The following is a 13329-nucleotide window of genomic DNA, read 5'->3' on the forward strand; positions in this document are numbered from 1 at the left end:
ATTGAGCGAAGAAAATACGTACGACTCAACGAGCATTAAAGTGCTGAAAGGCCTGGATGCCGTACGCAAACGTCCCGGTATGTACATTGGTGACACCGACGATGGCAGCGGTCTGCACCACATGGTGTTCGAGGTGGTCGATAACTCCATCGACGAAGCGCTGGCTGGCCATTGCGACGACATCACCATCACCATCCACCCGGATGAATCCATCACCGTGCGCGACAACGGTCGTGGCATTCCGGTCGATGTGCACAAAGAAGAAGGCGTTTCCGCAGCTGAAGTCATCATGACGGTGCTGCACGCTGGCGGTAAGTTCGACGACAACTCCTATAAAGTCTCCGGCGGTCTGCACGGTGTAGGTGTGTCGGTGGTTAACGCCCTGTCCGAAATTCTGGTGCTGACCGTACGTCGCAGCGGCAAAATCTGGGAACAGACCTACGTTCACGGTGTGCCTCAGGCGCCGATGGCCATCGTCGGTGAGAGCGAAACCACCGGTACCCAGATCCACTTCAAGCCGTCGGCAGAAACCTTCAAGAACATTCACTTCAGCTGGGACATCCTGGCCAAGCGTATTCGTGAGCTGTCCTTCCTCAACTCCGGTGTTGGCATCGTCCTGAAGGATGAGCGCAGCGGCAAGGAAGAGCTGTTCAAATACGAAGGCGGTCTGCGTGCATTCGTTGACTACCTGAACACCAACAAGACACCCGTTAACCAGGTGTTCCACTTCAGCGTTCAGCGTGAAGACGGCATCGGTGTAGAAATTGCTCTGCAGTGGAACGACAGCTTCAACGAAAACCTGTTGTGCTTTACCAACAACATTCCGCAGCGCGATGGCGGTACGCACTTGGTGGGCTTCCGCTCTGCCCTGACGCGTAACTTGAACACGTACATCGAAGCTGAAGGCCTGGCCAAGAAGCACAAGGTAGCCACCACCGGCGATGACGCCCGTGAAGGTTTGACCGCGATTATTTCGGTAAAAGTGCCTGACCCGAAGTTCAGCTCCCAGACCAAAGACAAGCTGGTCTCTTCCGAAGTGAAGACCGCTGTTGAACAGGAAATGGGCAAGTACTTCTCGGACTTCCTGCTGGAAAACCCGAACGAAGCCAAGCTGGTTGTCGGCAAAATGATCGACGCCGCCCGTGCCCGTGAAGCAGCGCGTAAAGCCCGTGAGATGACGCGCCGTAAAGGCGCGCTGGATATCGCAGGTTTGCCGGGCAAGCTGGCTGACTGCCAGGAAAAAGACCCGGCGTTGTCCGAACTGTACCTGGTGGAAGGTGACTCTGCTGGCGGCTCCGCCAAGCAGGGACGTAACCGCCGCACTCAAGCGATCCTGCCGTTGAAAGGTAAAATCCTCAACGTTGAGAAAGCTCGCTTCGACAAGATGATTTCTTCGCAAGAAGTCGGCACCTTGATCACGGCGCTGGGCTGCGGGATTGGCCGCGAAGAGTACAACATCGACAAACTGCGCTATCACAACATCATCATCATGACCGATGCTGACGTCGACGGTTCGCACATCCGTACCCTGCTGCTGACCTTCTTCTTCCGTCAGTTGCCGGAGCTGATCGAGCGTGGCTACATCTACATCGCTCAGCCGCCGTTGTACAAAGTCAAAAAGGGCAAGCAAGAGCAATACATCAAAGACGACGACGCCATGGAAGAGTACATGACGCAGTCGGCCCTTGAAGACGCCAGCCTGCACTTGAACGAAGACGCCCCGGGCATCTCCGGCGAGGCACTGGAGCGTCTGGTGTACGACTTCCGCATGGTGATGAAAACCCTTAAGCGTCTGTCGCGCCTGTACCCTCAGGAGCTGACCGAGCACTTCATCTACCTGCCGGCCGTGACCCTTGAGCAATTGGGTGACCACGCTGCCATGCAGGCGTGGATGGCCAAGTTCGAAGAGCGTCTGCGTCTGGTCGAGAAATCGGGTCTGGTGTACAAAGCCAGCCTGCGTGAAGACACGGAGCGCAACGTCTGGTTGCCGGAAGTCGAACTGATCTCCCACGGCCACTCGACGTTCATCACCTTCAACCGTGATTTCTTCGGCAGCAACGACTACAAAACCGTTGTGACCCTGGGCGCGCAGTTGAGCACCCTGCTGGATGAAGGCGCCTACATCCAGCGTGGCGAACGCCGCAAGCAAGTCACCGAGTTCAAGGAAGCACTGGACTGGTTGATGGCTGAAAGCACCAAGCGTCACACCATTCAGCGCTACAAAGGTCTGGGTGAAATGAACCCGGATCAGCTCTGGGAAACCACCATGGACCCAAGCGTGCGCCGCATGCTGAAGGTCACCATTGAAGACGCGATCGGCGCTGACCAGATCTTCAATACCTTGATGGGCGACGCAGTTGAACCGCGTCGTGAGTTCATCGAGAGCAACGCATTGGCGGTGTCCAACCTGGACTTCTAATGCGGATGTAAATGCACCACGAAAAAGGCCAACGCAAGCGTTGGCCTTTTTTTATGCGCGCAGAAAGCGCGGTCGTCAGAACTGCCAGCTCAGGTTCAACCCTACCCCGTGCGTCTTGTCCTTGTTGCTCAACTGCCCGTTGTAATCCAGTTCCAGGCGCGTGTCTTTACCCAGTGCCACGCCCACTTGAGCACCTACCACCGCTGCATCGCGGGCCAATGAAACACTGTGAACGCTGAAGGGCGTGCTGCCCGCCACGAAGCTCAAGTCCTGATCCGAGCCCACAGCATTCAAGTTGTGTTGCCAACCCAGGCTGCCCGCTACGTCCATTTTTTGGTCACTGTTTAAGGTGAAGGTTTTGGCAGCCCGCAGGCCGAGGGTCGATAACACGGCTTCGCGATTATCGCGGCGTCCTTTGAGTGCTGCGGCCCCGCCCTTTTCATGGAAGCTGTCGCTGCTCACGTGTACATACGCCAGGTTAGCGAAAGGCTCCAGCGCCAGCGACGGGAGTTGGATGCGGTAGGCGGCTTCAGTGAAGACCTGCGCAGTGCCAGCATCGCGTTTGGTTTTTTGTTTGGCATCGATGTCGGCAAATTGCACATCACGTTTCACGTCGGTCCGGTTCCAGCTATAAGCGCCACCCGCACTCAGGCGCAGGGCATCGATTTCATGCCCTACGTAGGCGCCGAGGTGGTAGCTGTCGGTCGACGCGTTGGCGTGCGTGCCGTCTCCCATGTTCAGGCCGCTGTGGCTGTAACCGGTGAACAGGCCGACGCGGGTGGCCTCGGTGATAAGCCCGTCCGCGCCGATCAGCATGCCGCCCAACGAGGTGGTGTACTGCGCGTTGGATGAGCCGGCATCGGTTTTACCCCACGCACCGAGGGCCTTGACCCAGACAGAGTTCTGGCCAGCCGCCTCTGAACCGGCGGTGTACAGGTCATGCTGGCGCAAACGATCACCCACGGCGTCGCGTACGTGGCGACTGTCGTTAATCAGTTGGGTGGCAATGGCAGGGTGAATTTCACCACTCAATTGCTGATACGCCTGACGCGCACTGGTCACCGAAGGGGACAGCAAAATCCCTTCATACACCGCATTACCAGCGCTTAGCCCTTCCGCTGCGGCGGCCACGGCTCGTTGGTTAGGGGTTAGCGCGACACTGGCGAATGATGCAGCCGTGCGTTCGATGCCCAATTGCACCGCCGTGGCTGAATAATCCAGCTGCCCGCCGATGAACAGGTAGTTGGGCAAGACGCTGGCGAATCGCCCCTCTACCCCGCCCGCGGCCTGGAGAATGCTGAACTGTTGGCCCAACAAGCTGCCGGCTTGCTGGCGACTCAACAGCGCAGGATTGTTTTCCAGTGCCAGGGTCACTGTGCCGCCCTTCAATGTGGCTTTACCGTCCGCCACAATTCGGTCGCTTTGGGTTGGGGATAACTCAACGGCGTAGGTGGCGCCCGGCTCGAACGTCACGTTACCCGCCACATTAAGCGTGCCGATCGAGTTGCCCGGCGCCACCGTACCGCCCGCGTTGGCAGTCAGTGCGCCGACCTGGCCGCTGCCACCCAGAACGCCGTTCTGGTTCACCGTGACGGCGGAGCTGAGCGAGCCATTCACCGCCAGCAGGCCCTGATTGATCGCCGTTGGCCCACTGTAAGTATTGGCGCCAGTCAGCACCAACGTACCGATGCCTTGTTTGGTCAGCCCGCCGTGGCCGCCGATGTCGTTACGCCAGACATCCAAACCGCAGCTGGCATCCGTGCAGCGTCGCTCCGTGGGTTTTCCGGCATCTATCAGCGCGCCCACGCCCGGCATGTCTGCCACAAACTGGCCGTCGCCGTACGAGCCTGCTACGCGCAGGGCTTGTGGGATATCGGCATCGGCGATGAACATGCCGGGGCCGTCGATGGCTTTATGCAGATTGATCATGCCCCAGCCATACAGCTCGTCCACACCCGCCGCGCCCAGGTCGGTTGCCGTGGACTTAAGCACGCCTGCCACCTGTGCCCCGGTCATGTACGGGAAGCGCTCCATCAACACGGCTGCACTGCCCGCCACATGGGGGGCGGCCATTGAGGTGCCGCTTTTATTGCCGTAACCGACCGTCATGTTGTCCAGCGTGGTGCCACCGATCACGGCGCTGTAGATCCCGGTGCCCGGTGCGGACACGCAGAAACTGGCCGCATACCCGCACCGGGATGAGAACGTACTCAGGGTGTAAGGGATGGCGCTGGTGGTGTCAGGGTTTTGCTGCAAGCTGGCAACCGTGATCCAGTTGGGGGCGATGTCCGGGACGAAATGCGCCAGCCCTGCAATGGCGTCCGGGTTGTTGAGATTGTAGTCATTACCGGCGGCGAAAATGGTCACGATGCCACTGCGCGCCGATTCGATGGCACCGCTGTAAGCGCCACCCGCCTTGGTGTCGAGCAGCGGCACAATCTGATCGAACTGCTTCTGCGCGTCGTCCGCGGTGAAGTGCGGGTAAGCCGGGTCGCGTCCGCCCAGGCGAAACGTGTCGGTGATACCAATGCCCCAACTGTTGTTGATGATCCGCGCCCCGCTGGCGGCCAGCGCATCCCAACCAGCTTTGTAAACCGCGCCGTCATTGCCACGAATAATGCCGTCTTCCGGGCCGGGGTCGCCGTTGTCGGCCATGATGATCTGCGCGTCATAGGCCACGCCGTGCATCGGGCCGCCATCGCGGTTGCCCCCTGCAATGCCGCCGACGTGGGTGCCGTGGGAGCCCAATTTGCCGTCCGACCCGGCCGACGGGCTGCCGTCGTAGATGAACGCGTCACCGGCTTTGACCGGAATGTACGGGTCGGTGTATTCGCGAATGCCGGAGGTGGTCAGGGTGATGACTTTGTTCGGGCTGTTGAACTCAGGGTGCTGCGCGTAGACCGGCTGATCGAAGATCCCGAGTTTGACGCCCTTGCCGCTGTACCCCGCGGCGTAGGCATCTTGCGCATTGATCGCGCCCAAGCCCCAGTCCGCCTTGAACTCCGGGCTGCGCCAGCTATCGGGCTGACCTGCCCGTCCGGCCTCTAGATAAGGAGCAGCGTGCAATTGTCCGATCATGCCCACTGATGCCATGCCCAATGCCAATGACATGACCCGTTTTTTAAACGGCAGCGTTCCTACAGGCAGGAGTTGCCCACGTGTTACGTCCATTTAATGACCTTCCCTGGTGACGTGCTGAAGAGCCCTGCGCCCAAGGCACAGGGTGTTTACGAAAGCCGTGAAATCAGAACTGCCAATTGAGGCTCAGGCCCACGCCGTGGCTTTTTTCCCGATTGGCCAGTTGGCCGCTGTAATCCAGGTTGACGCGCAAGTCGCGGTTGATCGCGAGGCTGGCGTGCGCGCCGACAAGGGCGGCATCCCGTACCAACGGCGAACTTTCAACGGTGAAGCTCGGCCCGCCCGAGGCGAATCGCACAGGGGTGCCCGAATCGACTGCGCTGAGGGTGTGCTGCCAGCCCAGGCTGCCCGCCAGATCCAGTGGTTGCTGGGCGATATGCACCGTTTTCAGCGCCCGCAGACCTAATGTGCCGAGCACCGCGTCGCGTTGATCGTGACTGCCCTTGAGTGCGGCGGCGTCCCCTTTTTCGGTGAACCCCTCACTGTTGAGGTGGATGTACGCCAGATGGGCGAACGGCTCCAGCTCCACCGCTGGCAAGTCCACGCGGTAGGCCGCTTCGGTAAAGACCTGCACCGTTTGCGCGTCACGTTTGGTTTTTTGTTTGGCGCTGCTGTGGTTGTACTGCAAGTCGCGTTTCACATCGGCACGGTGCCAGCTGTAGGTTGCACCGCCGCTGACCCGAACCGCCCCCAGCGCGTGGCCGATGTAGGCGCCTACGTGATAGCTGTCCACCGTGGCCCGCGAATGCGTGCCGGTGCCCATATTCAGCGAACTGTCGCTGTAACCGCCCAGCAGGCCGAGCCGGGTTTCGTCATTGAGTGCGCCATCCACGCCGGCCACTGCACCGCCAATCGAGGTCGTGTAATCCGCCGTGTCATGGCCTGAGTCGGTTTTGCCCCACGCGCCGAGTGCCTTGAACCACACCTCGGGCGCTGCGTGCGATGACTGCCAGGCGTCTGGCGAATTGAGGCGTTCACCGACTGCCTCCCGTAATTGACGGCTGTCGTTGATCAGCATCGTGCCCAGTGCCGGATGAATTTCTCCCGACAACTGTTGGAATGCGCGTTGAGCCTCGGCGATCGACGGAGCGTTTAATACGCTTTCATACACCGCATTGCCCGCGCCCAATTGTTCACTGGCGGCGGCGACAGCGCGCTGGTTCGGCGTGGCGCCGACGTCGGCAAAGGCGGTGGCCGTGCGCTCGATCGCCATCTGCACGGTGCTGGCCGAGTAGTCGAGGTGTGCGCCGATAAACAGGAAATTGGGCATGACGCTGGCGAACTGCCCTTCAATGCCGCCCGCCGCGTGCAGGATCTGATACTGGCGGCCTAGCAGGCTGCGCGCTTGCGGCTGGGTAAGCAGATCAGGGGTGTTTTCCAGCGCCAGTGTCACAGTACCGCCCTCCAGCGTGGCCTTGCCGCCCGCGACCAGTTGGTCGCTTTGGGTTGGGGATAACTCCACGGCGTAGGTCGAGCCGGCCTTGAAGGTCACGTCGCCCGCGACGTTCAGCGTGCCGATGGAGTTACCGGGCGCCACACTCGCCCCTGTGTTGGCGATCAAACCGCCGACACTGCCCGATCCGCCGAGTGTGCCGCTGTCGTTGATCGTCACGTTCGAGGTGATCGAGCCGTTCACGTTGAGGGTGCCGCCATTGACTGTGGTGGGGCCGCGATAGGTGTTGGCGCCGGTCAGCGTGAGGCTGCCTGCACCGGACTTGATCAGACGGCCCTGGTATTCGCGTTGGGCAGCGGCTGCATCGCGGGCCATGCCAATGGCGTAATCGGTGTGTTCCTGTTGGCTGGCGCCGCTCGCAAGGCCCTGAGTCCACCCGTTGTCGATCAGCGTGTGTTGCCACGCCAGATGCTCGGCCGCGTCTTCCTGCTGACGGGCGGCCAGCGCGGTATCCGTCAGGTTATTGCTCCACACATCGTGTTGCCCGTTGTTCAGTTGCACATCAAAGGTCCCGAGCAACTGGCCCGGCCCCTTCATTGCCCGGTCCAGATCCGGTACGCCCCAGCCCACCCGCTCACTCGGTGCCTGAGTGAGCGAGCCGTCCAGTTGGGTGGAGGTCGTCAGCAAGACGTTGAGGGCTTGCTGGTTGTTCAGGTACGGGTAGCGCTCCATGACCAGCGCCAGAGCGCCCGTGGCATGCGGGGCCGACATGGAAGTGCCGGACTTCACCCCGTAGCCATCGCCCGGGATAGTGCTGTTGATCAATGCGCCGGGGGTGGCGATGCACCAGTACTTGGCGATGCCGCACTGGTTGTACTTTTGCTGATTGTTTTTATCCAGCCCGGAGACCGCCAGCCAGTGTCCTTCAAGGTCGGGTTGAAAGTACGGCAACGCTGAACGCACGCTGGCGTTGGCCACCCCGCTGTTACCGGCGCTGAACACATTGATCACCCCACGACGCGACACGTCGGCAGCCGCATCCAGCCAGGTGTTTTGGTTGTAATGCTGTGCATACGCCGCGTGCAGACCACCGAGGGTTTGATAGTTCACGTCTTTGGGCTGGCTGCCCCAACTGTTGTTGATCGCTCGCACGCCTGCATCCGCCAACGCGTTATAGGCGGCCTTGAAATAGAGTGCATCCGGGTGGGGGCCGAACAGAAAACCGTCGTTCTGGTTGGTATTGGCCACATACAGATCGGCATTGAAGGCCACACCGTGCATGCCAACGCCATCACGGGCGGCGGCGATGGTGCCGGTGACGTGGGTGCCGTGGGAGTCGTTACGCGGGTTGAGCACGCCGCTGACCGAAAAGGGCGTGCCGTCTGCGGACTGACCGCTGGCCGTAACGGCCTGGAAGCGGGCGGCTTCGGGATGACCCGGGTCGAACCCCGAATCCATGACGCCGATCTTGACCCCGGCCCCGGTGACACCCGCCGCGTACGCCGCATTGGCCGACAGCCGCTCAAGGCCCCAATCCTGCCCATACTCGGCGGAGCGCCAGCTGGCCGCATCGCCTGCGGTGCCCTGTTCCTGATACACCGCCCGGGCCGGGGTAGAAAGCATCACCAGCAGGCTGGCGCAAACAATAGGCGCGGCGCTGCCACGACGAACGTCCCTGTTCATAAAAGCTCACTTCTTATCGTTATTAGAGCGCGGGCTTCTATCGCGAAGTCCCGATTTAAGGGCGTGACTCTAGAACAGGGTTTTATGTGCTGCCGAATTTATGCACAAGGTGTGGGCTGTTTCGCGTTTTTGTTTTTTAAACGTTATCCACAGGCCCCCGCGCGCGTGGGCCGGTCAGGGGGCCATCAGCACGGGTTGTTCGGCTGTGCATAGCGCCAGCAAAAAGTCCCACACCACGCGCAACCGCACAGACTTATGCAGCTCGCGACGGGTGCTGATCCAGTAGCTGCGTTGCACCGACTCCTGCGGCAAGACCCGCACCAGCGCCGGGTCGTGACGGGCCATGTAATTGGGCAGCACGGCAATGCCCAACCCGGCGCTTGCCGCCTGTTGCTGTGCGATCACGCTGGTGCTGCGAAACGTCACGGTCGGGGTGCGGCAGAAGGTATTCAGGAACAGCAGCTCCTGGCTGAACAACAGGTCATCGACGTACCCGATCCAATCGTGCTGGCCAAGGTCATCGCGATCATTGAGCGCGGGTGCTCTTTCCAGGTACGTGGGGCTGGCATAAAGCCCGAGGGTGTAATCCGTGAGTTTGCGGGTGATCAACAGGTCGGCGTTGGGTCGCTCCAGATGGATGCTGATTTCGGCCTCACGGTTGAGAATGCTGACAAAGCGCGGCACCGCCACCAGCTCCACCTCCAGCCCCGGATAGCGCTCAAATAGGCCGCGCAGACGGGCTGTAATGAACATGATGCCGATGCCTTCGGTGACCCCCAGACGGATCTTGCCCAGCGGCGCCATGGCCTGGGTGATTTCTTCCTGAGCCAGCAGCGCGACGTTTTCCATTGCCTCGGCGTGCTTGAGCAGCGCTTGCCCGGCCGGGGTCAGTTCGTACCCTTGCGCATGCTGCACGAACAGCGCTGTGCCCAGATGGTGTTCGATGGTCTCAATGTGCCGCGCCACCGTGCTGTGGGTGGTATTGAGGCGTTTGGCGGCGGTCAGCAGGCGGCCGCTGCGCTGCAACTCCAGAAAATACCGCAGGTCATTCCAGTCGAACATGAGTGTCCTCGGGCGCAGCTGTAGGAGGTGTTGTGCAAAAACGCACAGGCCATGGGCGAAATCGCGCGTTTTCAACTCGAAATTAATCAATACGATGGGGCAGGACAATAAAAATAAATACAGGCGCGAGGTGCTTCATGCCATCAGCGACTCAGGTCTATGACTACATCATTGTGGGCGCAGGCCCTGCCGGTTCTGTGCTGGCCAACCGTTTGTCGGCCAACCCTGCCCACTCGGTGCTGCTGCTGGAAGCGGGCGGCCGCGATAACTACCCATGGATTCACATCCCTGTGGGGTATCTGTACTGCATCGGCAACCCGCGCACCGACTGGTGCTTCAAAACCCAAGTGCAGGCCGGCTTGCAAGGCCGCAGCCTGAGTTATCCACGGGGCAAGGTGCTGGGCGGCTGTTCGTCGATCAACGGCATGATCTACATGCGCGGTCAGGCAAGTGATTACGACCGTTGGGCCGAACAGGGCAACCCGGGCTGGGCCTGGAAAGACGTGCTGCCGCTGTTCAAACGCAGCGAAAAACACTACGGCGGCAATGCCGATATGCACAGCAGTGACGGCGAATGGCGCGTGGAGCAACAGCGTTATTCCTGGCCCATACTCGACGCTTTTCGCGCCGCCGCTGCCCAAAGCGGCATCCCAACCGTCGACGATTTCAACACCGGCGACAATCAGGGTTGTGGCTACTTTCAGGTCAATCAGCGTGCCGGGGTGCGCTGGAACGCCTCCAAAGCATTTTTACGGCCGATCCTGAAACGGCCGAATTTGACCGTGCTCACCGACGTTCACGTCAATAAAGTGCTGTTAGACAATGGCCGCGCCACCCATGTGCGCGCACGTTGGCAAGGCACGGAACAGGACTTCAACGCGCAGCGTGAAATCATTCTGTGCGCAGGCGCGATAGGCTCGCCGGGGATTTTGCAGCGCTCGGGGATTGGCCCGCGACCCTTACTCGAAAGCCTGAACATCAAGGTCGAGCACGAGCTGCCCGGTGTCGGCGGCAACTTGCAGGACCACCTGCAACTGCGTCTGATCTTCAAACTGAGCAAAGCGCGCACCCTCAATCAGGTGGCCAATAGCCTGTGGGGCAAACTGGGCATGGGCCTGCGTTACGCTTACGACCGCAGCGGCCCTCTGGCCATGGCGCCCAGCCAGTTGGGGGCATTTGTGAAGTCAGACCCCGCGCAGCCTTCCGCGAATTTGCAGTACCACGTGCAGCCATTGTCGCTGGAACGCTTCGGTGAGCCGTTGCACACCTTTCCCGCCTTCACCGCATCGGTGTGCAACCTGCGGCCTAAGAGTCGCGGCCGCGTGGATATCCGCTCTGCCAACCCGGACGACGCGCCGTTGATCGATCCTAATTACCTCAGCCACCCCGACGATTTAAGCGTGGCGGCGGATGCCATCCGGCTGACGCGCCACATTGTCGCCAGCCCTGCCCTGCAAGGCTTCAGCCCCGAGGAATATCTGCCTGGCCCTGAACTGCAAACTGAGCAACAGTTGTATGAAGCGGCCGCCCGCATCGGTACGACGATTTTCCATCCCGTGGGCACCTGCCGCATGGGGCAGGATTCAGACGCCGTGGTGGATGCTCAATTGCGGGTTCATGGCGTCGTGGGATTAAGGGTGGCCGATGCGTCGATCATGCCCGATATCGTGTCGGGCAATACCTGTTCGCCTACGCTGATGATTGGCGAAAAAGCTGCGCAATTGATTCTTGAACCACCCGTCAATCGGGCAGAAAAAGCGGTGGATACGTCTCGCGTAGCAGCAATACCGGTCGCCTGAAGGTGATCGTGGTTCCGGTCGCAGTCATCCGGAACCGACAGTGGACAACAACAATAATCACTGTGGCCCCAAGGGCCGAGGACATTGAACATGTCAGACTCAATCGCACAAACGGCTGGCGTCGCGAAAGCGCCGACAGGTCGAGAAGAACGAAAAATCATTTTTGCGTCATCCCTCGGGACCGTTTTCGAGTGGTATGACTTTTTCTTGTATGGCGCGCTGGCGACGGTCCTCAGCAAGCAGTTCTTCGCCGGGGTGAATGACACCACTGCGTTCATTTTTGCGCTGATGGCCTTTGCTGCCGGCTTCTTGGTGCGTCCGTTCGGGGCGCTGGTGTTCGGCCGCTTGGGCGACATGATCGGGCGAAAATACACCTTCCTCATGACCATCGTTCTGATGGGCCTTTCGACCTTTGCCGTCGGTTTGCTACCCACCTATGCCAGCATCGGCATTGCGGCCCCGATCATGCTGGTGCTGCTGCGCATGCTTCAAGGGCTGGCGCTCGGCGGTGAATACGGCGGTGCTGCCACTTACGTGGCTGAGCACGCGCCGCCCGGCAAGCGCGGCTTCAACACCAGCTGGATTCAATCCACCGCGACCCTGGGCCTGCTGCTGTCGCTGGTGGTGGTGCTGGGCTGTCGCTACCTGACGGGCGACGAGTTTGAAGTGTGGGGCTGGCGCCTGCCGTTCCTGCTGTCCATCGTGCTGTTGTGCATCTCGACCTGGATCCGCATGAGCATGCATGAGTCACCTGCCTTCGTGAAAATGAAGGCCGAAGGTAAAAGCAGCAAATCGCCGATCCGCGAGTCTTTCGGCAAATGGGAAAACCTCAAAATCGTGCTGATTGCGCTGTTCGGCATCAACGCCGGGCAGGCCGTGACCTTCTATACCGCGCAGTTCTACGTGCTGTTCTTCCTCACGCAAATGCTCAAGATGGACCCGGCGCAGGCCAACACGCTGCTGATTATCAGCGTGGTGATTGGCGCGCCGTTCTTCATCTTCTTTGGCTGGCTGTCGGACCGCGTCGGGCGCAAGCCGATCCTGATGATGGGCTTGTTGTTGGCCACCGTGCTGTACTTCCCGCTGTTCAAAGCCCTCAGCCACTACGCCAACCCGCAGATTGACGCGGCAAGCCGCCAGTCACCGATTGTGGTGATGGCCGATCCTTCGACCTGCACGTTTCAGTTTGACCCGGTGGGCAAGGCGCGCTTCGACAGCCCGTGCGACAAGGTCAAAACCTTCCTGGTGAAACAGGGTTTGCCGTACACCTCTGTGTCGGCAGCGCCCGGCACGCCCGTGCAAGTGTCGGTGGGCGAGCAGCAGATCCAGGGCTTCGACGAAGCGGCCATGCGTGCCGCCATCTCGGCCGCCGGCTACCCGGCCAAGGCTGACCCAAGTGCTGTCAACCAGCCCATGGTGGTGCTGGTGATGGTCATGCTGACGTTGATTGCGACCATGACCTACGGCCCGTTGGCCGCGGTGATGGTGGAACTGTTCCCGACCCGCATTCGCTACACGTCCATGTCGCTGCCGTACCACATCGGCAATGGCTGGTTTGGTGGTTTTCTGCCCACCGTGTCGTTCGCGCTGGTGGTGTACACCGGGGATATCTTCTACGGGCTGTGGTATCCGGTGCTGATTACCGGGGTCAGCCTGGTGGTGGGCATGCTGTGCCTTAAGGAAACCCGGAACGTGAATATCGATAAGGTGTAAGAGGCTGTATAAGCGGCACAAAAAAACCGGCGAAAATGCCGGTTTTTTTAAGCCTTAGAAAAACTTATGCACGTTTTACGTTAAAAAGTCATACCGAGAAATAAGCAAACAAATCAACGAGT

Annotated in this window: 6 protein-coding genes; 3 read left to right on the forward strand and 3 right to left on the reverse strand. The window is 60.2% G+C overall.

Annotated elements, in window-relative coordinates; translation table 11 throughout:
* The first annotated feature begins 1 nt into the window (after position 1).
* Complete coding sequence (gene gyrB / locus V6F78_RS06940; protein ID WP_048376900.1) at positions 2–2419, forward strand: DNA topoisomerase (ATP-hydrolyzing) subunit B; 2418 nt, start codon at positions 2–4, stop codon at positions 2417–2419.
* A gap of 75 nt (positions 2420–2494) precedes the next feature.
* Here the strand turns inward: gyrB and V6F78_RS06945 are convergent, their stop codons facing one another.
* From V6F78_RS06945 to V6F78_RS06955, 3 genes are all read right to left on the reverse strand, one after another.
* Complete coding sequence (locus tag V6F78_RS06945; RefSeq protein WP_332727047.1) at positions 2495–5530, reverse strand: autotransporter domain-containing protein; 3036 nt, start codon at positions 5528–5530, stop codon at positions 2495–2497.
* Between the two features lie 133 nt (positions 5531–5663).
* Positions 5664–8633: an autotransporter serine peptidase EprS gene (gene eprS, locus V6F78_RS06950; protein ID WP_332726909.1), complete on the reverse strand. Its 2970-nt coding sequence runs from the start codon at positions 8631–8633 to the stop codon at positions 5664–5666.
* A 174-nt stretch (positions 8634–8807) separates the two neighbouring features.
* Entirely contained in the window at positions 8808–9695 is an 888-nt protein-coding gene (locus tag V6F78_RS06955; RefSeq protein ID WP_047278977.1) for a LysR family transcriptional regulator, read from the reverse strand.
* 137 nt (positions 9696–9832) lie between these two features.
* On the opposite strand from V6F78_RS06955, the gene V6F78_RS06960 reads away from it, so the two are divergent.
* Both V6F78_RS06960 and V6F78_RS06965 read left to right on the forward strand, forming a co-directional pair.
* A complete protein-coding gene (locus tag V6F78_RS06960; RefSeq protein WP_332726910.1) occupies positions 9833–11494 on the forward strand; it encodes a GMC family oxidoreductase in 1662 nt (553 codons plus the stop codon).
* A gap of 90 nt (positions 11495–11584) precedes the next feature.
* The gene (locus V6F78_RS06965) at positions 11585–13207 is read left to right on the forward strand and encodes an MFS transporter (protein ID WP_047279627.1); all 1623 of its coding nucleotides are present in this window, start codon (positions 11585–11587) and stop codon (positions 13205–13207) included.
* Positions 13208–13329: the final 122 nt, after the last annotated feature.

The sequence above is a fragment of the Pseudomonas sp. ESBL9 genome (assembly GCF_036668715.1).
In the GTDB taxonomy this organism is placed as follows: Bacteria; Pseudomonadota; Gammaproteobacteria; order Pseudomonadales; family Pseudomonadaceae; genus Aquipseudomonas; species Aquipseudomonas lundensis.